The sequence below is a fragment of the Bacillus sp. EU63 genome, assembly GCF_038592915.1.
In the GTDB taxonomy this organism is placed as follows: Bacteria; Bacillota; Bacilli; order Bacillales; family Bacillaceae; genus Bacillus; species Bacillus velezensis.
This window is the reverse complement of the sequence record NZ_CP151944.1, coordinates 2651169-2672962: the sequence shown is the minus strand read 5'-3', so window position 1 is coordinate 2672962 and position 21794 is coordinate 2651169. Positions and strand designations below refer to the sequence as shown.

36 protein-coding genes and 1 other annotated feature (1 of these 37 only partly in view) are annotated in these 21794 nt (G+C 43.2%); of the genes, 34 read left to right on the top strand and 2 right to left on the bottom strand.

The annotated features are described in order from the left end of the window. Positions 1 to 192, top strand: a binding site (T-box leader) (it extends 16 nt beyond the left edge of the window). Between the two features lie 80 nt (positions 193 to 272). The 9 genes from alaS (at position 273) to udk (ending at position 8846) form a co-directional block, all read left to right on the top strand. Continuing rightward, positions 273 to 2909, top strand: a complete 2637-nt coding sequence (alaS, locus tag NYE38_RS13270; protein ID WP_063636751.1) for an alanine--tRNA ligase — start codon at positions 273 to 275, stop codon at positions 2907 to 2909. A gap of 84 nt (positions 2910 to 2993) precedes the next feature. Then, positions 2994 to 3260, top strand: coding sequence for an IreB family regulatory phosphoprotein (locus NYE38_RS13265; protein ID WP_003152749.1), 267 nt, complete (start codon positions 2994 to 2996; stop codon positions 3258 to 3260). Positions 3261 to 3268: 8 nt separating this feature from the next. After that, positions 3269 to 3685, top strand: coding sequence for a Holliday junction resolvase RuvX (gene ruvX, locus NYE38_RS13260; protein ID WP_003152750.1), 417 nt, complete (start codon positions 3269 to 3271; stop codon positions 3683 to 3685). A 12-nt stretch (positions 3686 to 3697) separates the two neighbouring features. After that, positions 3698 to 3979, top strand: coding sequence for a DUF1292 domain-containing protein (locus NYE38_RS13255; RefSeq protein WP_003152751.1), 282 nt, complete (start codon positions 3698 to 3700; stop codon positions 3977 to 3979). 109 nt (positions 3980 to 4088) lie between these two features. Then, the gene (gene mltG / locus NYE38_RS13250; RefSeq protein ID WP_017418219.1) at positions 4089 to 5180 is read left to right on the top strand and encodes an endolytic transglycosylase MltG; all 1092 of its coding nucleotides are present in this window, start codon (positions 4089 to 4091) and stop codon (positions 5178 to 5180) included. Between the two features lie 151 nt (positions 5181 to 5331). Next, the gene (locus tag NYE38_RS13245) at positions 5332 to 5985 is read left to right on the top strand and encodes an O-methyltransferase (protein WP_017418218.1); all 654 of its coding nucleotides are present in this window, start codon (positions 5332 to 5334) and stop codon (positions 5983 to 5985) included. Between the two features lie 6 nt (positions 5986 to 5991). After that, positions 5992 to 6921: a peptidase U32 family protein gene (locus NYE38_RS13240; protein WP_007408214.1), complete on the top strand. Its 930-nt coding sequence runs from the start codon at positions 5992 to 5994 to the stop codon at positions 6919 to 6921. A 17-nt stretch (positions 6922 to 6938) separates the two neighbouring features. Beyond that, entirely contained in the window at positions 6939 to 8207 is a 1269-nt protein-coding gene (locus tag NYE38_RS13235) for a U32 family peptidase (RefSeq protein ID WP_017418217.1), read from the top strand. A gap of 6 nt (positions 8208 to 8213) precedes the next feature. Then, complete coding sequence (gene udk, locus NYE38_RS13230; protein WP_014418513.1) at positions 8214 to 8846, top strand: uridine kinase; 633 nt, start codon at positions 8214 to 8216, stop codon at positions 8844 to 8846. A gap of 63 nt (positions 8847 to 8909) precedes the next feature. On the opposite strand, the gene NYE38_RS13225 is transcribed toward udk, so the two are convergent. Beyond that, complete coding sequence (locus NYE38_RS13225; protein WP_044801644.1) at positions 8910 to 10070, bottom strand: site-specific integrase; 1161 nt, start codon at positions 10068 to 10070, stop codon at positions 8910 to 8912. Between the two features lie 306 nt (positions 10071 to 10376). Here NYE38_RS13225 and NYE38_RS13220 point away from each other — a divergent pair, with 306 nt between their 5' ends. Further along, a complete protein-coding gene (locus NYE38_RS13220; RefSeq protein ID WP_340802272.1) occupies positions 10377 to 11558 on the top strand; it encodes an AimR family lysis-lysogeny pheromone receptor in 1182 nt (393 codons plus the stop codon). Between the two features lie 371 nt (positions 11559 to 11929). Here the strand turns inward: NYE38_RS13220 and NYE38_RS13215 are convergent, their stop codons facing one another. Continuing rightward, positions 11930 to 12319, bottom strand: a complete 390-nt coding sequence (locus NYE38_RS13215; RefSeq protein ID WP_015387909.1) for a helix-turn-helix transcriptional regulator — start codon at positions 12317 to 12319, stop codon at positions 11930 to 11932. A gap of 169 nt (positions 12320 to 12488) precedes the next feature. Between NYE38_RS13215 and NYE38_RS13210 the strand changes: the two genes are divergently transcribed. From NYE38_RS13210 to NYE38_RS13095, 24 genes are all read left to right on the top strand, one after another. Then, positions 12489 to 12680, top strand: coding sequence for a helix-turn-helix transcriptional regulator (locus NYE38_RS13210; RefSeq protein WP_041481796.1), 192 nt, complete (start codon positions 12489 to 12491; stop codon positions 12678 to 12680). Between the two features lie 40 nt (positions 12681 to 12720). Next, positions 12721 to 13038 carry a hypothetical protein gene (locus tag NYE38_RS13205; RefSeq protein ID WP_041481795.1) on the top strand — a complete coding sequence of 106 codons (318 nt, stop codon included), beginning with the start codon at positions 12721 to 12723 and terminating at the stop codon, positions 13036 to 13038. Between the two features lie 12 nt (positions 13039 to 13050). Continuing rightward, positions 13051 to 13269 carry a hypothetical protein gene (locus NYE38_RS13200; RefSeq protein WP_340802278.1) on the top strand — a complete coding sequence of 73 codons (219 nt, stop codon included), beginning with the start codon at positions 13051 to 13053 and terminating at the stop codon, positions 13267 to 13269. After that, complete coding sequence (locus NYE38_RS13195) at positions 13262 to 14146, top strand: phage replisome organizer N-terminal domain-containing protein (RefSeq protein WP_340802281.1); 885 nt, start codon at positions 13262 to 13264, stop codon at positions 14144 to 14146. Before NYE38_RS13200 ends, NYE38_RS13195 begins: the two co-directional genes overlap by 8 nt. Then, on the top strand, positions 14130 to 14960 hold the full coding sequence (locus tag NYE38_RS13190; protein ID WP_209783248.1) for an ATP-binding protein: 831 nt from the start codon (positions 14130 to 14132) through the stop codon (positions 14958 to 14960). Before NYE38_RS13195 ends, NYE38_RS13190 begins: the two co-directional genes overlap by 17 nt. Positions 14961 to 14974: 14 nt before the next feature. Further along, positions 14975 to 15124 (top strand): type VI secretion system contractile sheath protein TssC, encoded by a 150-nt coding sequence (locus NYE38_RS13185; RefSeq protein WP_160331354.1) that lies wholly within the window; start codon positions 14975 to 14977, stop codon positions 15122 to 15124. Further along, on the top strand, positions 15121 to 15279 hold the full coding sequence (locus NYE38_RS13180; protein ID WP_024085440.1) for a hypothetical protein: 159 nt from the start codon (positions 15121 to 15123) through the stop codon (positions 15277 to 15279). Before NYE38_RS13185 ends, NYE38_RS13180 begins: the two co-directional genes overlap by 4 nt. Beyond that, the gene (locus tag NYE38_RS13175) at positions 15276 to 15824 is read left to right on the top strand and encodes a hypothetical protein (RefSeq protein WP_340802289.1); all 549 of its coding nucleotides are present in this window, start codon (positions 15276 to 15278) and stop codon (positions 15822 to 15824) included. Before NYE38_RS13180 ends, NYE38_RS13175 begins: the two co-directional genes overlap by 4 nt. A gap of 107 nt (positions 15825 to 15931) precedes the next feature. Beyond that, on the top strand, positions 15932 to 16072 hold the full coding sequence (locus tag NYE38_RS13170; protein ID WP_015387918.1) for a BH0509 family protein: 141 nt from the start codon (positions 15932 to 15934) through the stop codon (positions 16070 to 16072). A gap of 12 nt (positions 16073 to 16084) precedes the next feature. After that, complete coding sequence (locus NYE38_RS13165) at positions 16085 to 16240, top strand: hypothetical protein (RefSeq protein WP_015387919.1); 156 nt, start codon at positions 16085 to 16087, stop codon at positions 16238 to 16240. Between the two features lie 79 nt (positions 16241 to 16319). After that, on the top strand, positions 16320 to 16523 hold the full coding sequence (locus NYE38_RS13160; protein WP_277507452.1) for an XtrA/YqaO family protein: 204 nt from the start codon (positions 16320 to 16322) through the stop codon (positions 16521 to 16523). A gap of 31 nt (positions 16524 to 16554) precedes the next feature. Further along, on the top strand, positions 16555 to 16932 hold the full coding sequence (locus tag NYE38_RS13155) for a hypothetical protein (protein WP_340802297.1): 378 nt from the start codon (positions 16555 to 16557) through the stop codon (positions 16930 to 16932). Next, complete coding sequence (locus NYE38_RS13150; protein ID WP_063095655.1) at positions 16929 to 17183, top strand: hypothetical protein; 255 nt, start codon at positions 16929 to 16931, stop codon at positions 17181 to 17183. The genes NYE38_RS13155 and NYE38_RS13150 overlap by 4 nt, the downstream gene beginning before the upstream one ends. Positions 17184 to 17278: 95 nt before the next feature. Further along, on the top strand, positions 17279 to 18019 hold the full coding sequence (locus NYE38_RS13145; RefSeq protein WP_340802301.1) for a hypothetical protein: 741 nt from the start codon (positions 17279 to 17281) through the stop codon (positions 18017 to 18019). Positions 18020 to 18147: 128 nt separating this feature from the next. Continuing rightward, a complete protein-coding gene (locus NYE38_RS13140; RefSeq protein ID WP_061861547.1) occupies positions 18148 to 18486 on the top strand; it encodes a hypothetical protein in 339 nt (112 codons plus the stop codon). After that, the gene (locus NYE38_RS13135) at positions 18483 to 18620 is read left to right on the top strand and encodes a hypothetical protein (RefSeq protein WP_340802304.1); all 138 of its coding nucleotides are present in this window, start codon (positions 18483 to 18485) and stop codon (positions 18618 to 18620) included. The genes NYE38_RS13140 and NYE38_RS13135 overlap by 4 nt, the downstream gene beginning before the upstream one ends. Before the next feature lie 13 nt (positions 18621 to 18633). Then, on the top strand, positions 18634 to 19113 hold the full coding sequence (locus tag NYE38_RS13130) for a hypothetical protein (protein ID WP_340802306.1): 480 nt from the start codon (positions 18634 to 18636) through the stop codon (positions 19111 to 19113). A gap of 42 nt (positions 19114 to 19155) precedes the next feature. After that, positions 19156 to 19374 carry a hypothetical protein gene (locus tag NYE38_RS13125; RefSeq protein ID WP_167340423.1) on the top strand — a complete coding sequence of 73 codons (219 nt, stop codon included), beginning with the start codon at positions 19156 to 19158 and terminating at the stop codon, positions 19372 to 19374. Further along, on the top strand, positions 19371 to 19970 hold the full coding sequence (locus tag NYE38_RS13120; RefSeq protein WP_340802309.1) for a dUTP diphosphatase: 600 nt from the start codon (positions 19371 to 19373) through the stop codon (positions 19968 to 19970). Before NYE38_RS13125 ends, NYE38_RS13120 begins: the two co-directional genes overlap by 4 nt. Continuing rightward, positions 19970 to 20452 carry a YopX family protein gene (locus NYE38_RS13115; RefSeq protein WP_340802311.1) on the top strand — a complete coding sequence of 161 codons (483 nt, stop codon included), beginning with the start codon at positions 19970 to 19972 and terminating at the stop codon, positions 20450 to 20452. The genes NYE38_RS13120 and NYE38_RS13115 overlap by 1 nt, the downstream gene beginning before the upstream one ends. Then, positions 20449 to 20760, top strand: coding sequence for a hypothetical protein (locus NYE38_RS13110; protein WP_277507458.1), 312 nt, complete (start codon positions 20449 to 20451; stop codon positions 20758 to 20760). The genes NYE38_RS13115 and NYE38_RS13110 overlap by 4 nt, the downstream gene beginning before the upstream one ends. After that, positions 20757 to 20882, top strand: coding sequence for a hypothetical protein (locus NYE38_RS13105; protein WP_340803138.1), 126 nt, complete (start codon positions 20757 to 20759; stop codon positions 20880 to 20882). The genes NYE38_RS13110 and NYE38_RS13105 overlap by 4 nt, the downstream gene beginning before the upstream one ends. Continuing rightward, complete coding sequence (locus NYE38_RS13100) at positions 20879 to 21082, top strand: hypothetical protein (protein WP_340802314.1); 204 nt, start codon at positions 20879 to 20881, stop codon at positions 21080 to 21082. Before NYE38_RS13105 ends, NYE38_RS13100 begins: the two co-directional genes overlap by 4 nt. Before the next feature lie 195 nt (positions 21083 to 21277). After that, positions 21278 to 21712, top strand: coding sequence for a hypothetical protein (locus NYE38_RS13095; RefSeq protein WP_340802316.1), 435 nt, complete (start codon positions 21278 to 21280; stop codon positions 21710 to 21712). Positions 21713 to 21794 lie beyond the last annotated feature (82 nt).

Sequence of the window (21794 nt, the reverse complement as noted above, 5' to 3'; positions counted from 1 at the left end):
ATATGAGTACGCCGAAGCCCTGTTTAAGAGAGAAGCTCCGATACGCTGAAAGGAGCTTCAGCAGAAGATCGGCCGAAGCTAATCCTGAGTGCAGTTAAAGGCTGCCGCAATCCTGCGTTACGGGATGAAAGGTGACAGGCCTTTTTCGGCCTGTAATCAGGGTGGTACCGCGAGACAGCTCTCGTCCCTGTGTGAACGCATGGTTTGCATAGGGAGAGAGCTTTTTTGCTGTCGCAAAAGAGAATTTCGGGTAGTGATAAGGAGGAATATAGATGAAACACTTAACTTCTGCTGAAGTGCGTCAAATGTTTTTAGATTTCTTTAAAGAAAAAGGCCATGCCGTTGAACCGAGCGCCTCATTGGTTCCGCATGAAGATCCGTCTTTATTATGGATCAACAGCGGCGTTGCGACGCTGAAAAAATACTTTGACGGCCGCGTTGTGCCGGAGAATCCGAGAATTGTAAACGCGCAAAAATCAATCCGCACAAATGATATTGAAAATGTGGGGAAAACGGCGCGCCACCACACGTTCTTTGAGATGCTCGGAAATTTTTCCATCGGTGATTATTTTAAAGAAGAAGCCATCACGTGGGCTTGGGAGTTTTTAACGAGCGAAAAGTGGATCGGCTTTGATCCGGAGCTGCTGTCTGTAACGGTTCACCCTGAGGATGAAGAAGCTTATACGCTATGGGCGGAAAAAATCGGCGTTCCGGAAGAAAGAATCATCCGTCTGGAAGGGAACTTCTGGGATATCGGCGAAGGCCCGAGCGGACCGAATACAGAAATTTTCTATGACCGCGGCGAGAAATACGGCAATGACCCGTCAGATTCTGAATTGTATCCGGGCGGCGAAAATGACCGCTATCTTGAAGTGTGGAACCTGGTATTCTCAGAGTTCAACCACAACCCGGACGGCACGTACACACCGCTTCCGAAGAAAAACATTGATACGGGCATGGGGCTTGAACGGATGGTCTCCGTGATTCAGGACGTCCCGACAAACTTTGACACTGATTTGTTTATGCCGATTATTGAAGCAACAGAGCGCATTTCCGGAGATGCTTACGGAAAGGATGCAGTGAAGGATACGGCCTTTAAAGTGATCGCCGATCATATCAGAACGGTCGCATTTGCGGTAAGCGACGGAGCTCTGCCGTCAAATGAAGGGCGCGGGTATGTACTGAGACGCCTCTTGCGCCGGGCGGTGCGATACGCGAAAACCATCGGTATCAGCCGTCCGTTTATGTACGAGCTGGTTCCGACTGTTGCAGGAATTATGGACGCTTTCTATCCGGAGGTGAAAGAAAAGCAAGAGTTTATCGCCAAAGTCATCAAAACGGAGGAAGAGCGCTTCCATGAAACATTAAACGAAGGTCTGGCCATTTTATCCGACGTGATAAAGAAAGAGAAGGAAAAAGGCAGCGGCATCATCTCCGGAAAAGACGTATTCAAACTGTACGATACATACGGATTCCCGGTTGAATTGACGGAGGAATACGCGGAAGATGAGCAAATGAAGGTTGACCATAAAGGCTTTGAAGCCGAAATGGAAAAACAGCGTGAACGGGCGAGAAATGCGCGCCAAGATGTAGGAAGCATGCAGGTGCAGGGCGGCGCATTGCGCGACATTACCGCAGAAAGCACATTTGTCGGCTACAGTTCCGTAAAAGCTGAAGCGAAGGTAATCGAGCTTCTTCATGACGGTCAATTAATCAGCGAGGCGCAGGAAGGGGATACCGTCCAAATCCTTCTCGACAAAACGCCTTTCTATGCTGAAAGCGGCGGACAGATCGGTGACAGAGGAGTGCTGAGAAGCGAGCAGGCTGTCGTAACCATTAAGGACGTGAAAAAAGCTCCGAACGGTCAGCATGTACACGAAGGCACGGTGGATAGCGGCACGATTCAAAAAGGCGCAAGCGTGACGGCTGAAGTTGAAGATCAAATGAGAAGCGGCGTGGTGAAAAACCATACAGCAACCCACCTTCTGCACCAGGCGCTGAAAGACGTTCTCGGCACACATGTCAACCAAGCGGGGTCACTCGTTACCGAAAACCGTCTGCGTTTTGACTTCTCTCATTTCGGTCAAGTGACGAAAGAAGAACTTGAACGCATTGAAGGAATCGTCAACGAAAAAATCTGGGCGAGCATTCCGGTAGCGATTGATTTGAAACCGATCAATGAAGCGAAAGAAATGGGCGCGATGGCCCTGTTCGGCGAGAAATACGGCGATATCGTCCGCGTCGTACAAGTCGGAGATTACAGCCTTGAGCTTTGCGGCGGATGCCATGTCACGAATACGGCTGAAATCGGTCTGTTTAAAATCGTATCCGAATCAGGGATCGGCGCAGGGACGCGAAGAATCGAAGCCGTAACAGGAAAAGGCGCTTATCAGGAAATGAACAGCCAGCTCAGCCTTCTGCAGCACGCTGCGGACGAGCTGAAATCAAACGTAAAAGACGTACCGAAGCGAATTCAGTCTCTTCAAGCGGAGCTGAAGGAAGCGCAAAGAGAAAATGAATCATTGCTCAGCAAACTCGGCAATGTGGAAGCCGGAGCCATTCTGTCTAAAGTAAAAGACATCGGCGGCGTAAAAGTGCTGGCTGAAAAAGTAAATGCGAAAGACATGAACCACCTTCGCACTATGGTGGATGATCTGAAAGCGAAGCTCGGTTCTGCGGTCATCATTCTCGGCGCCGTGCAAAATGAGAAAGTCAACCTTTCAGCAGGCGTGACGAAAGACCTGATCGAAAAAGGCCTTCATGCCGGCAAAATGGTCAAACAAGCGGCTGAAGTCTGCGGAGGCGGAGGCGGAGGCCGTCCGGACATGGCGCAGGCCGGCGGAAAGCAGCCTGAAAAATTGGAAGAGGCGCTCGCATCTGCGGAAGATTGGATAAAATCCGTTTTATAATCCTTTCAACTAGTGTAGAATGATGATAAGATGAGGACCTCAGGCTGAACTTTGCCTGCGAATTTGGGAAAGAGGTGCAAAACGGTGAGCTCGTTTGATAAAACGATGAAATTTAATTTCTCCGATGATTCTGCTGAAACAAACGTCGAAGAAGTGCTGATTACGGTATATGATGCGCTTCAGGAAAAGGGGTACAATCCTATCAACCAGATTGTCGGATACTTGCTGTCTGGAGATCCTGCATACATTCCTAGGCATCGCGACGCCCGGAACTTAATTCGCAAACTGGAACGTGACGAATTAATCGAGGAATTGGTAAAATCCTATCTAGAACAGCATAAAGAGGCGTAAATACATTCATGAGAATATTGGGACTTGATCTTGGAACAAAAACACTCGGCGTAGCTTTAAGCGATGAAATGGGCTGGACCGCTCAAGGCATTGAGACGATAAAAATAAACGAGGCTGAAGGAGATTACGGTCTGGACCGTTTATCCGAGCTGATGAAAGACTATAATGTAGAGAAGATCGTGCTCGGTTTTCCGAAAAACATGAACGGGACGATCGGTCCGAGAGGCGAAGCCAGCCAAACATTTGCGAAACTGCTTGAAACAGCGTACAATGTCCCTGTTGTGCTGTGGGACGAGCGTCTGACGACGATGGCGGCTGAAAAAATGCTGATCGCGGCTGACGTCAGCAGGCAAAAACGAAAAAAAGTCATTGATAAAATGGCGGCTGTCATGATCCTTCAAGGATATCTGGACAGTTTAAACTAAGAGGTGAAACAAATGGAACACGGCGAAAAACACATTACAATTGTCGATGATCAAGGCAACGAACAGCTTTGCGAAGTGCTGTTCACATTTGAAAACGACACATTCAACAAATCTTACGTACTTTATTATCCGATTGATGCTCAAGACGATGATGAAATCGAAATTCACGCTTCAAGCTTCGAACCGAACGAAAACGGTGAAGACGGCGAACTGATGCCGATTGAAACCGATGAAGAGTGGGAAATGATCGAAGAAACGCTGAACACGTTTTTAGCGGAAGAAGACGAAGAATAAAATGAACGGAAAAAGCCGGAGCGCATATGCGCTTCGGCTTTTTTTGTAATAAATTGCCGAATGCACATGAATCATGTAGTATAAGAGCTGTTGGGAGGAAAATACTTGTATGAATATCAATCAGACTAAAAATTCATTTCCGCGTAAAAACAAAAAAACGACGATAATACTGTCCTCCGTGATCGCTCTGCTTATCATCATTGGCGGTGCTTTTTTCTATGGAAAATCTCTGCTGTCCCCGGTTGACAAAGGCAGCAAAACGGCAGTCAATATTAATATTCCGAGCGGTTCTTCCGTTTCGGCAATCGCTGAAATTCTTGAGGATCAGCATGTCATCAAAAGCAAAAAAGCATTTCAGCTGTATGTAAAGTATAAAGGCGCTTCCGGGTTTCAGGCGGGATTTTACCACCTGAATAAAGGAATGGATGCGGATGCGATTATCAAAAAACTGACCGCGGGATCAACGGGATATGCCTTTCAGATCTCCGTTCCTGAAGGAAAACAGCTTACGCAGATTGCGGATGCGATCGCAAAAGAAACATCATATTCAAAAGAAGAGATCATGGCGAAACTGGATGACAAAACATTCATCGGCAAACTGAAAAAACAGTTTCCTGATACGATAACGGACGCGCTTTCAAACAAGAAGCTCAAGCATCCGCTCGAAGGCTATCTGTATCCGGCCACATATCCGTTTAATGATCCGGATGCATCGCTTGACACGATTTTGACGGCAATGGTTCAGGAAACAAACACCCGTATCGAAACGTATAAATCTGAACTGGAAAAAAAGAAACTTTCCGTCCATAACGCGCTGACAATGGCATCACTTATTGAAGAAGAAGCCACCGCCAAAGCCGACCGTCACAAAATCGCCAGCGTTTTTTACAACAGGCTCGAAGAAAAAATGCCGCTGCAGACTGACCCGACGGTATTATATGCGGCCGGTAAGCATAAAAGCCGGGTCTACTACAAAGACCTGAAAATTGATTCTCCGTTTAATACGTATAAACATAAGGGGCTGCCGCCGGGACCGATTGCAAATGCCGGTGATTCATCATGGGAAGCGGCTCTCCGCCCTGACAAAACGGATTATCTCTATTTCCTTGCAAAATCAAACGGCGAGGTTGTTTTCACCAAAACATTAAAAGACCATAATAAAGCGAAGGAAAAGTATATTTCCAAAAAAGACAGCGAATAAAAGGAGGGCAAAAGCTCTCCTTTTATTCCATTCTGAAAGGTTTTATGATAAAATATATCGGGTTGTTTACTTATGGATAAAGAAGTGTCTTAAGAGAGTGTCCCCGCGGATTCGTCAGGGGCACTCCTTTTTAGAACGGAGGCTGTTTGCCGTGAATGATCGGTATGAACAAATAAACGAGTATATAAACGCGATGCTGAAGCCTCGGCCTGATAAAGTGAAAAAGCTTGAAGCCTATGCAAAAGAGCACCATGTTCCGATTATGGAAGAAGCGGGCATTGAAGTGCTGCTTCAAATGCTGTCGATTCAACAGGCGAAAAACATTTTGGAAATCGGCGCGGCAATCGGATATTCCGCCATACGGATGGCGCTTGAGCTTCCGGATGCGAATATTTACACGATTGAACGGGACGACAAACGCTATGAAGAAGCTGTGAACAATATAAAAGACTTTGAAATGGAAAACCGGATTCACGTAATGCACGGGGATGCGCTGGAACTTTCTGAGTCTGTCCGTGTCACGGCTCCTTATGATGCCATTTTTATCGACGCGGCCAAAGGCCAGTACACGAACTTTTTTGAGCTCTATGAACCGATGCTTGCGCCGGATGGAGTCATTTTTACGGACAATGTTCTGTTTAAAGGACTGGTGGCACAAAATCACGTGGACATTGAGCCGAAAAGAAGACGGAAGCTTGTTGAAAAAATTGATCAATATAACCAATGGCTGATGAACCGGCCTGACTATCAAACGGTCATACTGCCGGTCGGAGACGGCATCGCCATCAGTAAAAAGAAGAGGTGAAGGATCATGAAAAAACCTGAACTTTTGGTGACTCCGACTTCTGTACAGGATATTCTTCCGCTCATTCAAGCGGGCGCAACGGCCCTGTTAGTCGGAGAACAGAGATACGGCCTGAGACTGGCCGGTGAATTTTCAAGAGAAGATATAAAAGAAGCCGTAAAGACAGCTCATCAGGAAGGCGCGAAAGTGTACGCCGCCGTGAATGCTATTTTTCACAACGAAAAAGTGGACGAGCTGAACGGCTATCTTGCCTTTTTGCAGGAGGCCGGCGTTGATGCGGCTGTTTTCGGTGATCCGGCCGTTTTAATGGCGGCGCGTGAAGCGGCTCCCGAGCTTAAACTGCACTGGAGCACGGAAACAACGGGAACCAACTACTATTCCTGCAATTACTGGGGACGCAAAGGCGCACGGCGGGCAGTGCTGGCTAAGGAATTAAATATGGACAGCATCATTGACATAAAAGAAAACGCCGAAGTCGAAATTGAAATTCAAATCCACGGCATGACGTGCATGTTCCAATCGAAGCGTTCTTTAGTGGGCCATTACTTCGAATACCAGGGTAAAGTCATGGACATCGAACAGAAGAAAAAAGAAGCGGGAATGTTTCTGCATGACAAGGAACGGGGCAATAAATACCCGATTTTTGAAGATGAAAACGGCACGCACATCATGAGCCCGAACGATGTGTGCATGATTGATGAATTAGAGGACCTGATGGACGCCGGCATCGATTCTTTCAAAATCGACGGAGTTTTGAAGTCTCCTGAATACTTAACTGAAGTGACCCGCATGTACAGAGAAGCAATCGATTTGTGCTTCGAAAGCCGAGAGACATACGAAGAGAAAAAAGAGAGCTGGATAGAGCGGATTGAAAGCATTCAGCCTGTGAACAGAAGCATCGACACAGGATTCTTCTTTAAAGAAACGGTCTATTAAAAAGGAGGGTGCAACGGATGACAGCCGTAAATCAAACCATTTCCAAAGTCGTAAACGGAAAACGCGTCATTACGAAAAAACCTGAACTCCTTGCTCCGGCAGGAAACCTTGAAAAATTAAAAATTGCCGTTCATTACGGAGCGGACGCGGTTTTTATCGGAGGACAGGAATACGGACTCCGCTCAAATGCGGATAACTTCTCAATAGAAGAAATCGCAGAGGGCGTAGAATTTGCCAAAAAATACGGGGCAAAAATATATGTGACAACAAACATTTTCGCCCATAATGAAAATATGGACGGTCTGGAAGAATACTTAAAAGCGTTGGGTGACGCAAAAGTTGCCGGAATTATCGTCGCTGATCCGCTGATTATTGAAACATGCCGGAGAGTGGCCCCGGATGTAGAAATTCACCTCAGCACACAGCAGTCCCTTTCCAACTGGAAAGCGGTGCAGTTCTGGAAAGAAGAAGGGCTTGACCGCGTGGTGCTTGCCCGTGAAACGAGCGGACTGGAAATTAAAGAAATGAAGGAAAAGGTGGATATTGAAATTGAAACCTTTATCCACGGCGCCATGTGTATCGCTTATTCAGGCCGATGCGTGCTGAGCAATCACATGACGGCCCGGGATTCCAACCGCGGCGGCTGCTGTCAGTCCTGCCGCTGGGATTATGACCTGTATCAGACAGACGGTGCAAACGCGGTCGCGCTCTATGATGAAGAAGACGCTCCGTTTGCGATGAGCCCGAAAGATTTAAAATTGATTGAATCCATTCCGCAAATGATCGAGATGGGCATCGACAGCCTGAAAATTGAAGGCCGGATGAAATCAATTCATTACGTTGCGACGGTTGTCAGCGTGTATCGCAAAGTCATCGACGCATACTGCGCTGATCCTGAAAACTTTGTCATTCAAAAAGAATGGCTGGATGAGCTGGACAAATGTGCAAACCGGGATACCGCGCCTGCTTTCTTTGAAGGCACGCCCGGGTATGAAGAGCAGATGTTCGGTGAACACGGAAAGAAAACAACATTTGATTTTGCCGGTCTCGTGCTCGCGTATAACGAGGACACTCAAATGGTGACGCTCCAGCAGCGCAATTTCTTTAAACAAGGTGACGAAGTGGAATTTTTCGGTCCTGAAATCGACAATTTCACATTCACAATCGGCACTATTTGGGACGAAGACGGAAACGAGCTTGATGCTGCCCGCCATCCCCTGCAAATCGTTACATTTAAAGTAGACAAAAAGATTTATCCGAGCAACATGATGAGAAAGGGGAAGTAATCACCAATGGGTAAGAGTCCTGTAGTTATAGGCATCGCAGGAGGTTCCGGATCAGGAAAAACAAGCGTCACCCGTTCCATCTATGAACAGTTTAAAGGACACTCGATTTTAATGATCCAGCAAGACCTTTATTATAAAGACCAAAGCCATCTTCCGTTTGAAGAAAGGCTGAACACAAACTATGATCACCCGCTCGCATTTGATAATGACTATTTAATCGAGCATATTCAAGAGCTTTTGAATTACCGGCCGATAGAAAAGCCGATTTATGATTATAAACTGCATACGCGTTCTGAGGAAACCATTCCGGTTGAGCCGAAGGATGTCATTATTCTGGAAGGCATTCTCGTTCTCGAAGATAAAAGACTTCGCGACCTCATGGATATGAAACTTTATGTCGACACGGACGCGGATCTCCGTATCATCAGACGGATTATGAGAGATATTAACGAAAGAGGCCGTTCAATCGATTCTGTCATTGAGCAGTATGTGTCCGTCGTCAGACCGATGCACAATCAGTTTGTTGAACCGACGAAACGCTACGCGGACATCATTATTCCGGAAGGCGGACAAAACCACGTCGCAATTGATCTGATGGTCACGAAGATTCAAACGATCCTTGAAAAAAACTTGATATAAAAGGGTTGTGGGCATGCGTATCAGCTTTATAAAATGTGCATGCCCACAATTTGCCCACGTTTTTTAAAAGATTTCATTCGCCATAGCGTTAAATTGGACGATAGATGCAGTTTTTTTATCTTTCATGATATGCGAATAAATGTCGAGCGTTGTTTTTGCAGAGGAATGTCCTAGGCGTCTTTGAGCTTCTTTAATATCAATCCCAGCATCAATCATCAAAGCTGTATATGTGTGTCTTAAATTATGCGGAGTGATTTTTTTCACTCCTGCTTTTTTTATATAAGTGGCCATTCGATAATTGAAGTTTCTTGCCGGTTCGGGCTGACCAGTATGATCAGCGAAAACAAAGTCTTCATCAACGTAATTGCCTCGTTTCTCCTCTTTTATTCGTTCTTGTACATGCTTCAAAACACGTAATTGATTAATGACTTGAGGCGGAACCGGTACGTTACGGATAGATGATTGAGTTTTAGGCGGCATCATTTTATATTTCCCTTTTAACCCATTCTTTTGGAACAAAGTGAATCTGACCCGGATAATAGACTCTTCAAAGTCAATTTTGTCCCATTTGAGGGCCACAGCTTCGCCGATACGCAAACCGGAATACACCAGTAGCAAAAACATCGCTAAATCTTTAGGCCTCCCTTTCCGTTTTACAGCGTTCAGATATGCTGTTATCTCCTCCTTCTCCCAAAATTTTATATCTGCAAGGTCTTCATCAACTTGTTTTGAAGAGGTGTCTTTTGTGGTTTTAGGAATTTTCACTTCTTTAATTGGGTTATATCTGAAGTAGGAGTCTTTAACAGCTTGATCCATAACCATCTTAATTACGTGATGAACCCCAATAAGTGTGTTCTTTGCATATTGCGGCGCTATATCATTCAGAAAATTACGGTATATTTTTTCATTAACGCCTTTTAATTTATAAGCCCCTAAGTGCTTCTTTAAAATGATTAAACTATCATGTCTTGTTTTCCAAGAGCTTTCTTTGACGGTGGGCTTATAATCTTCAAACCATTTATCAAGGTAAGTGGCCAGTCTAATATTATCATCCTTTTCAAAAAAATCTTGATCAATGTTGATTTCAGCTTGAGCGGCTGCAACCATAGCTTCTTTTTTAGTCCTGAAGCCTTTCTTTGTTTTTTCGCGTCTTTTGTTCGTGATGGGATCATAGTATGTAATTCTGTATTCCCAATTGTCTCCGCGTTTTCTATAACTCGCCATTGATCCTATCCTCCATTTTTACTTAAAATCACTTTATTAATATTATTATGCAACTCAATCGAATATTTTTGTAGAGTAAAGTTATTTTCGTTTGCGATTAGTTCAATTAAAGTTAAAGCTTGTTGCCATGTGGTACCTGTAAAAATTCTCACTAAATATATAATTTTAGTAAGAATTATGGTATAATAGAGAAAAATATGAATATTATTCTTATTCGAAATTATCGTTCTTTTTTTGATGCTTTCGTCAATTATCGACAATGTTTTTCTTCTGGACGTGATATATTAATTTGAAGTGGTGATTAATATGAATAAATATAAATTTGATGTTAGAGGGCATTTGAAGAATATAATTGAGTCAAAGGAAGAACCGCAAAAACAAATTGCTGATAAAATTGGAATCAGCGCTTCGCATCTCAGTAAATTCCTTAATGGGCAAGAAATCGCCTTGTGGATGGTATTGGAAATCGTTCGCTATCTTGATAAGGATAATGAAATTGAAATAATGCGCCAGTGCTGCTATGAAGCAACAAAAAAGAATATAAAAACTGCATTTGAATATGCACACTCAAAAAAACTCGATTCGATGACTACTCATTTGATAGGGGAAACAATTAATGGTAGCAATCGAGAGCTGAGGGAATGGGCTTTAGTTTATGGCTGGCAGCTTGAGTCAAAGTATTCTCGTGTCTATAGTGAAGTTGAATATCTTGAGAAGTTAAAACCATTGAAGCCTAGTTCACAAGATTTAAAAACCCTCTTGTTAATTTTAGAAATGCTATGTTTTTATTATAGTGGGAAATTTGATCTTTCTTTGCATTATGTCGAGAAGATTCACGATATGCTGCCAGAAATAAAAGACCCTTTTATTCAAAAGGCATTTTTAAGTAGGACGGATGAAGCTCTTGCTAACATGTATCTTAAATTTAGAAATAATAAAGAGCAGGCCCGGGAAAGAGCCGCGAAATTAATCGAAAGAAACTTCAGTGTGAATTCAGTAACAAATGGATTTTTCATTTCAGGGTTATCGTACTTCTATGAGTCTTATGACAATGCAGCTTATTATTTTAAAAGAGGGATAGAACTTAATAACTCTCGAGATAGGTATTTTGTTGCCAATGATCTAAGAGAGCAACTGGCGATTTTAAACATGTTTTGGGAAAGACCTGTGTCAAAAAAGCTTATCGTATCTGAATTCATAAAAAATGTAGTTAGACAGAATAACTTGGAACAATATTATGATTATGAGGTATACTCTGCATTAGCTTTTTACTTCGATGGAAAGAGAGAGAAGAGCATAGAGAAATTGCTCCTCTCATTACATATATTCTGTGATAAAAAAGACTACTTCAGAGCAAATTTACCAAAAATAGAGTTGCTAAAATTGGGGGTTGATTATAATATTATAAAGAGGGAGGTGAATATTAGTGAAAAAGACAGTCATAGGGATAGCAATAACATTAGTGATAGTATTAGCCTTTGCTTTTAGTACAGCAAATTCTAATACTGAACACAATGAACCACAACCTTTGCAGAATTCTGGAAACACCAAACAGTTAGCTGATCCACCGGTGGGCATGAGTTACAAAGTTGTAGAGCCGAAAATCACAAAAACTGAAAAAACTATATTTTATTAAAAAAGACGCTGCCAAAATTATAGGCATCGTCTTTCGTGTTTTTAAGAAGGATTTCCTGTTTTCAAAAAATGAAAAACAGGAAATCCTTAGTTGCCGATTTATTTTTAACCATCAATGCATTATAATAGAACAAAAGTTCGCATAAAGGGGATTGCATAAAATGAAAACAGATATTTCACTCGATGAATTTTTGGAGAAAATAAAGCAATTAGCCGACCAAGAATCAATCAGTATCAGAACTGCCCTTTGATTTTCTGTATGCTTTTAGGACTTCTAACATCACATTTATTTCGTCGTCGGAAACTTCTTTGCCATCAAGAGTTATATTATAATTTTTCCTAAGGTTTTCAATTGACAAGTCTTTTTCAAACGCTAATTGTTTTTCTTCCTCCGAGAAATGTTCTATATTATCTAAGTCTGTAAAAAAATAAGAGCGATCAACAGAAAAAAAGTCTGCAATTATATCCAGCTTTTTCATTGAGGGGTCTTGCAATCCTCTTTCGAGTTTGGATAGATAGCTTTTAGAGATACCTATTGCTTCAGCGGCTTCAACTAATCCAAGACCTTTTTTTTCACGCAAGATTTTTATATTTTTTCCTATGTTTTTATTCAAAAAATCACCTTATTTCTCCCGTTTATTAACGTATAATCACTATAGTCATTATACCATCGAGAGTTGACAAATAATACACAAAAAACTATAAAGGGGGTTGCAAAGGAGAAAACAAGATGTTATATTTTATTTAGTTTCCTGATGGGAAACCAAGAGAGAGGTGAAGAAAATGAATTTCTCTAAATTTAGAAGTAAGATTAAAAGCATCAGAGGTGAACAGACTGTAAGGGAGTTTGCTTCTCATTTGGGTTTTTCTCCATCTTTCATATCTAAAATCGAAAATGGGAAAGTCAATCCAAGTCTTAATAGCATTGAAAAAATTTCTAAAAAGCTCGACATTCCAATGAGCGATTTTTTTTGAAATTGGGTTTCCTGTAAGGAAACTAGAGGAGGTATAAACATTGAAAATCGAACTTGAACAATCAGATATCGACACAATTACAAGCGAAGTAATCACAAATGTCAGCGCAGCGCTGGTTCCTAAAATTCAAGAAATGATCATGGTACTGTCTGCACAGGATCAGTTGCTAACAAAGAAGGAGGTTTACGAAGGGATACTTAAATGTACTGCCGCTACCGCGGAAGAGTTGTATTTCAGTAGGCCGGACTTTCCTTCGTTTGAACCACCTCAGCGCCCAGGCGGGGCAAAAACCCAGCGAAGATTTTCGCGACGTGCTGTTGAGGCTTGGATCGCAAAGAACTGCATTTCGAACGCATAAGGAGGTTGCAAAATGTTTTTAGAAAGTCTTGTTTGGTTGCGCAACCAAGTCGCTGTAGTTATAAGTGAGTCTGTCGTGATTCATGAACGAGCTATCGCCGAGCTAAAAGCGCAAGGCGGCGTCTGCTTGTCTGATCAATGTCAGCAAAATACCCTCGGCTCTGTAATCGTAAACGGCAAGAGGTCTGTATGGCCTTTGACGAAGGCAGAAGGAGTTGATCCTAATGTCTGAGGTTAAATGGATCAAGTTAAGTACCAAGATGTTCGAGGATGAGAAAATCAAGCTCATTGAGCAAATGCCAGAGTCAGATACGATCCTAATTATTTGGGTTAAACTCCTTGCTCAAGCCGGTAAGACCAATGCATCAGGTTACATTTACCTGAATCAAAATATCCCGTATACAGATGAGATGCTGGCAACTATTTTTAACAGGCCTTTGCCAATTGTTAGAATGGCCCTCAACACCTTTCAACAATTCGGAATGATTGAAGTTGATGAAAATAAATTTATTTCCATCGCCAATTGGGAGAAACATCAGAACGTCGAAGGTATGGATAGGGTAAGGAAATTAGCTGCGGAAAGAAACAGACAATACAGGGAACGAAAGAAACAATTGCAACTTTCTGGACCAGAAAAAGAGAATGACGTTAGCGTGACGTCACGTGACGGTACAGATATAGATAAAGAATTAGATAAAGAATTAGATAAAGAAAAAGAATTAAAAGATATATTGTCGGGTAAACCCGACGACGCATCTTCTTCCAAAAACGAAAAGGACGAGATTCCTTACAAACTGATCATTGATTTACTGAACAAAGTAGCGGGCAAACGATACCGACCTACTACACCAAAAACCAAAAAAGACATCAAGGCACGCTGGAACGAAGGTTTTCGCTTTGAGGATTTTAAACATGTCATTCTAGTAAAAACAGAGGAATGGCTCAATGATCCTGCTATGAATAGATTTTTACGCCCTGAAACATTGTTTGGGACAAAATTTGAATCATACCTAAACCAAAAAGGAGGATCAGCGAATGGAGGATTTTACAAAGGAGCAAGCGGCGGCAGTCGAGGGCGAAATATCTCGCAGGATGACATTCCATACTGACGAGCACGGCAACCCTGTCTACTGCGACAAACACACACGGATAATCGGCGGAGAAGAAAAACCGTATCCAGTTCAGCTCATGAAACTTTGGGACGGCTCTGTAAAGTGTCCTATGTGCGAAAGGGAACAGCGTAATAAGGAGATTGAGCAAGAAGCCGAGGCATGGCGCCGTCAGGTAGAGAGAAGGGTTTTATCTACACACTCACTCATTGCCGATCCAACTCTGGAAAAGGCAACGTTTGAAACATATCACTGTTACAACCAAGAGGATGAACAGAACAAACGCCGGATGCTTGAACTGGTTGAACAGATCAAAGCGGGCGTAATCATGAACATATTTCTAACCGGGGCGTCCAATGCCGGCAAAAGTCATCTGGCAATATCAGCGCTTAAAGAACTGAACAAAAAGAGTCAAGAGGAATATGCAAAATCAGCCCTTTTTGTTAATAGTGACGCACTCATGCGGCGCATAAAGAATTCTTTCAACGATGATTCTGAAAAGCTTACAGAGTCCAAGGCGATCGAACTGCTTACACGAGTCGATTACCTCGTCATCGACGACTTGGGGAGCGAAGTGGGCGACACAGATAACGAGAAAAGGACAGCACCTGATTTCATTCAGAGGGTTTGGTATGGGATATCTACTGGCAGGCAAGGCAAGGTGACGATTGTGACAACTAATCTTACCGGAATTGCTTTAGCAAAGCTTTATGACAAAAAGACCGTCAACCGCCTTACAGCCCATCTTGAACAAATTGAGTTTGAAGAGGCGCAAAAAGGCAAAGGGCGCAAGACACCGGCTTCGCTGGTTTAAGGAGGTGAAAACAGTTGATACAGGCAATCATGCCCGGCGTGCTGCAGATCGTCCCGGAACGCAAATTAACGGATGACCAGCGCAAAAAAGAAATAGACGAGCTTATCAAGGTTCTTGATCAAAAAATAGCAGACTATCAGAACTTTAGGGGGGATGCAGTGTGAAACGTGGTAAATGTCCGACGCGTGCGCAAAAAGCAATCATTAAGGCAAACGGCCTGACCATTGAAAACTGGCTCGTCTTGGAGCATCTACAGCACGAGCATCGTCTCATATTGGTTCACCGCTATATGAATTATAAAAGGGAGTGTTTAGCATGAGTCAGGCGGTCAGTGCCGAACGGTTCGAACTGGCTTTGGAGGATATGAATTATGAATGGTCAATGGTCCAGCTGAAAAAGGTCGTTCAATACTGGCATGATGGGAAATCAATTCTTGATATGTCGGAATTATTAAACAGGGATTCGGATGAAATCATTTTGCTGGTCATGGACTTTGCAAGAAAAAACATCCTGCCGGCCCGCAAGAACGGTTTACGCGCTAACAAAAGAATAAGAATATCTGAGAAAACGATGAAAGATAAAATGTATCGACTGCGCTATTTGTTTGAAGAAAGCCCGGTGTATATCCCTTTTCAGGAGCTAAACTTCATGTTTTATGACAGCGAAATCAGGCGTTTCCGGGAGCTATGGGCGGCAAATGAGTCATATCTCAACATAGCAAAAGAGCTGAAACGGAATGAAGACGAAACATTATTTCTTATCATCGACCAAGCAAAAAAAGACCTCATAGAGCCTCGGGAATCCGGCTTGCTCGGAAAGGAAGCGTCAGAAGATGAACGCAACAAACAAAAGCTTCCATTTTGAAAAAGCAACCGTCCAGCAACTTATGGTCATCGTGCGTTATGAAGACTGTGCCCCGGAGGTACGGAACGCAGCTTTACAAATGCTGATTATGAAGGGAGTGGCAGACGTTGGGACAGGCAGAACGAAAGCATTTAATGGAATGGCTTTTGCTTATCGGTTCTTATGGCAGAGATTTTTTAAACCGCCAGACAGATGAAGAGCTTGAGCGCTTATATAATCTTCAAATCAAAGGCATGAACAAAGAATAGGAGGACAGCACCATGACAGAAAACAAAAACTTGCGTCGACATGGAGAAGTTACAACACGGGTGATGAGCGAAGAGGAACGCGTTGAGTATATAAAAAAACACCCAATCATTCCGACGGAAAAACCAAAGGTTGGCATACAGCTATTCCCGTCAAACTATTGGATGTAAGGACGGTCGCTAAAGCAACCGCCACCGTATGGAAAATAAAAACTAGACACTTTTATTATACCATACGGAGGCTTTGAACATGCAGCCAAAACATATATCACTCAATCAAAATACAAGTGTTTCTCAATTTATTGAGCCGGGGAAGGTGTCTGTCATCGTGTTAGACGGCAACCAAAACGCCGCATATGTCGTTGAGGCCCCCGAGCACGGTAAAACAATCATTCAAACAGTAAAAGGCGGCCTGGCTCGTTGTGATTACGAGATCGGCCATAAATTCAAATAGCAGGGGTTTCCTCTGCGGGGGAGGAACGGGCATGGATAAATTACAGGAAATTATAAGCGACTTGTCATTGTGGCACTTAGCTTCAAAAGAGGAATTGAAGCCACTCGATATAAATGCAGGACCTTGCTATATCATCGAGCAGAGTTATGTCAAAGACATAATGATCGGCTACATGAGAAAACAGCAGGCAATCATTGAGGAACACCAACGCCAGCAGGAAGTAACGGTTCATCAGTTCCAGCAGGCTCAGGAAGAGATTCGGCGGCTTAAATACGAGAATGGCAGTTTCAAACAAGCATTAAAAAAAATCGCTGCTCTCAAGCCTTTGCCTAACAATGATACCAACGCTTGCAACTTTCAATTTGCGATTACTACAGCCAACCTGGCATTGGAAGGTGATGCAGAGTGATGCCATTACAAGTAGAACTGCAACGGAACGTGAAGGCCACAAAGGACGAAGCAATGACCGTTGAGCAGGCGGCCGAGCTTTTAAAGGTTCACCCGGATTACATCCCGACGCTGGTCGCACGGTCTGACGATCTGAAAATGATCGGCGATACCATTATCGCTAAACGGGATAAAACAAATATCTGGCTGGTCGGGGCATGCGTGGGGCTTTTCTTCTTCGCTGTCGCTGTCCTGCCGGGATTGATGGGGTGACAGCATAACCGGTTTAGGAAAATCTCTTCAATACCTGTTTAAGTGAACACATGACCAAATTTGCAAGTATAAACACAAAATAGGAGGAAATCAAAATGAATCTTGAACAAAATATCAAAGATGTAATCGCAAAACAAATGGAAGAAGGATTGGTTGAAAAACTGGTCGCAGAACAACTGGAAAGAGGAATTTCAAAAGCGCTTGAAAATCTATTCTCAAGCTATGGCGATGTGACCGAGATTATTAAAAGCAAACTAAAAAGCGTCATCGTCCCATACTTAGAAAACTATGATTACTCGGATTACATCACAAAGCTTGATCATGTGCTGGTCGGAGTATTACAAAACACAACAATAGAAAACCGAAACCTACTAAACAATTTCAAGGGATTGATGTCGGAAGAGACAGAAAAAACAATCAAACTGTCTGACCTCTTCGCAGAATGGATGAACTATGTTGCAAAAAACGTTGAGACTGACGACCTGGAAGTAGAATTTGACGATGGACCTGAATATGAAGCGGTTGAGGTATCTGTAAATGTTGAACGTAACGAGGATAGAAGTTGGAGTATTTTTGAACACGCAATAATTGTATTTGAGTGTGATCATGACGAAGAAATGAACTTTGAAATACCGATTTCCTTTTATAAGAACGGAACAGATAAGGAATGGGATTTGAAATACAACTCAGTTCATGACTTGAAATCTCTCAGACATCTGAACGAATTTGAAATTCTTCTCATGAGATTATCACAAAACGGCGTGGGGATAATCCTTGATATTGAATGGGAAAATGATGCAGTTACGCCAGAAAAAGAACCGGAACCAAGTTATTAAAAGGATGGGAACATCATGATCGAATACTATTGCCCAGACTGCGATTATAAAAAACTCGATTTAGAAATCTGCGCAGATGCACGCTGCCCGCATTGTGGGCGCGGCATGGGCGCCGAGGAGGAAATAGTGTGAAAGATAAAAGAGAAATTGACCGGTTGATTGCTGAAAAGGTGATGGGTTGGCAGACTCAAACGTTTCCTAACATCGGTGTTACATCTGCCTACACAGAGGATGGAGAATTGACCATTCCGGAGCAATTTTCTCCTACTAAAAACCTTGATCAAGCTTGGTCGGTAGTGGAGAAATTCAAACTTGTAAAAATTGAAAGAGATTCAAATAGAAGTAATGCACCATACCTCGCAGTAATACCAACAGAGAAACGCGTTTTCACAGCTATTGCCGAAACGCCTCAGATGGCAATTTGTATAGTGGCTTTAGAGGCCTGCGGCACCGAGGTAAAACAGTGAAACAGGATTACAGGCAGGCTTTCGAACAAGCATTGGCTGTCTTCCGTGAAAAGCACGGACCGGAAACAGGCGGCATGCTGCTTATGTGTCATGTGCGTGAATTTCTAAAAAATACCGTCGGCGGGCGGAAATAAGGGAGCGGTACAAATGGGATTAGATATTAGAGTGTTTAAAAATTTGAAGGTTGTTGAAAATCCTCAGCGGGATGAATACGGCGACATTAAAAATTGGGAAACGGAATGGACACCGGGTGAGAGTATGAAATGGTCGGAAGAGCACTTTCCTGGTCGTGGCGAAGGTGTTGATCCTGACAAATTTTATACATGGGAAGAGAGTTTCAGCTTCCGCGCGGGGAGTTACAGCGGATACAGCTGGTGGCGTCGGAAATTAGAAGAATTCAAGGGAGACACCGCCTTTCAGGAGTTAATCAATTTTGCAGATAACGAGGGCACAATAGGCCCTATCGTTTCTGAAAAGCTGGCAAAAGACTTCAACGAACACGCCGGTGCAGCCCGTGAGTTCGCCAAATCATTAGGCGATGCGGGAGAAGTGTGGATCTATTTGTATGACGATTGGAAAAAAGCTTTCGAAATGGCATCTGAAAACGGAGCTGTGGACTTTTATTAAAAAATATATCCCACCAGCTGGTGGAAGTAGGGGGGAACCGAAATGAAAATAACGAGCATCGTATCATCAGAAAAAAAGCCATGTGCAGTATGCAATAGAAAAACTTACTCGTATAAAATCTATGAACAATCCAACATAACCATAGAAATACCAGCGTGTGATACAGAAAGCAGAAATTGTTTGCAGAAAATAGACGTGAAAGATATGGCTGCATTCGCTATAAAAGTGATCAAAAAAGATATTCGGGAGGATGCGCAATGAATCTTGAAAAAATGTTTGAAATGCAAAAGGTGCTTGATGATCGGATCATCAAAGAAAAGGGGCTTGAGGGGCAGGACTTGCTGCCAAACACTTATGTTGCTCTGGATACTGAATTAGCTGAATTTGCAAATGAAGGACGCTGGTTCAAGCATTGGAGTAATAACCAGCTGCCGAAAGAACCGGAGTATAACTGGAAACCATCTGAGGACGGAGGCGCCCTTGAATGGAAACCTGAATATGGCTATAAATCGTATTCTTTGCTTGAAGAATTTGTGGACTGCCTGCACTTTTTTCTTTCAATAGCCATTAAAAAAGGCTGGGAAGATGCTATGAGTCTACCGGAAGAAGGGTTTGTCGAAATGAAGAAAAAGGGATTTGAAGGCGGTTTAACAGGTGTGTTCCTAGAAATGAAATGGATGCTATTAAATTCTTACATGTCCAAAGATCAGGACACTAAAAAGACCAGTTTCAGTTTGGCTTGGGCCTTGTTCTTGAGCATTGGAACTATCGGTTTCGGATTTACTTTGGAACAGATCGAAGCGGCTTACATGGACAAAAACGCCATCAATCATCAGCGGCAGCAGGAGGGATATTGATGAACACAGCATACAGAGTGTGGGACGGCGAGGAAATGCATTATGGGGATGATGAAGGGTTGAGCCTTGAACTCAAAGGGGGCAAATGGATTTTATGGCGTGATGGTTGCAGAGTTATTGTTGCGTCTAGTGATGACTGGGATGCGGCTCTCATGTGGGGCACAGAGTTGAAGGATAAGAACGGAAAGTTAGTTTATGGCGGTTCTGTATTTAAAGTGCCAGTTAGTATCAATCGACAAATTCATGGAAGTTATGCTATTTACGAGGTTGTTCAAAGGAATGGTATATGGATTCAGCAATTTTTGAAAAGTGAAAAAGGTTTTAGGGCAAGGGGTTACATGGCGGGGTTATTGATAGATAATTTCGAGAATGAAAAAGAATCATTGTTATTCGATGGGAAATTTCTCGAATCATTTGTTCCAGAAATCGAAGTAATCGGCGACGTTTACCAAAATCCTGAGTTGTTGGAGGGCGCGGAATGACGAAGACAAAAATTACAATCAAAACAAGCGATAAGGTTGAAGTCACGGAGGCGCAGGCGAGGGCGATTGAGGAAGGGAAACAATATTACATGATAATGGCTGATAATGCACCCAAGAGAGTGAAAGAATTAACAAACGGAGACAAGGAAGAATTTGCACGCCTTCAATTTGTCGGGACACAATTTGTTATCAATAATGGCGACTTGGCACCATGGGGCGGGCTTTTCGAACCACTCAACAGCATGTCTGCTTATGATCTGAACAAGGCGATTTTAAAAGGCTATATCGTGAAGGAGGGTGCGGAGTGATGGAAGATATTATTTGCCCTACCTGCGGCGAAAGTGAATTAGAACTATGGCATATGGACATTTACGAATGCCCGGAGTGCGGGGCTATGATTCCGGGTGAAGTATTGGAGGACGCGGAATGAACGAATACACTGAATGCCCGGAATGCGGGAACGACCAGATTATTGATTATGGGGAAATGGCGGTTGAGTATGAAACGTCAGTTAAAACAGGGAAGCTGTTGAAACGGAATAAAGAAGGGCATTCAATATGGTGCGCGCAAAAGTGCCGTTGCGGTTGGGATAGTTATTCAGAAAATATGAGTGAGGAGGGCGCGGAATGAAATTTAAAAGCTTTGACATACATCGTAAAGAACAATGGGATTTAAACAACATTAAGCCGCTGATATGCATACACAAAGAATATGATAGCGGTTGCGGAAGTAAAAGGGTTCTGTGCATAGGATTCGATAAACGTAAACCTGTGTTTGTTTTTGCTAATCCGTTTAAATACAGATATTAGAAAAGGGTGGGAAATAATGAAAAAACTATTCAAATCAATCATTCTATCAGCAGCATTACTTACGGGAGCGGCGGCCGTTGCGCCGTCTGCTTCCGCAGCATGGTCCGGCTGGCAAAACGAATCTGGGTACAGCGGCCGGGTGTTTACGGATGCCGCGACATACACGGCCGGCGCCTCTACGGTGGACTGGAAAGCCGAGAAAAAAGGCTCAAGAACACTTTATTACACGGCCGGCGTATACAAGAAGCGCAGCGGCGGCGGGCTGACTGATACGAATCTGGTACAGCGCGGCAGCTTCAAAACGGCAACGCCTCTGAAATCTTTCAACGTGAGAACGATCCGGAATAAGACCGGGAAAGGAACCTATGTCATCCAGCTTGACTGCTATTCTGATTCCGGCAAGCGGAACTACATCGGAACATTTGAATCAGCAAAATTTTACGTGAAGTAATCAAAAGTCAATATGTCCAAGACGGAGAGCCTGCGGACACTGATCATTGCACAGAATCACTGTGCTCTGATTGGTGTCCGTT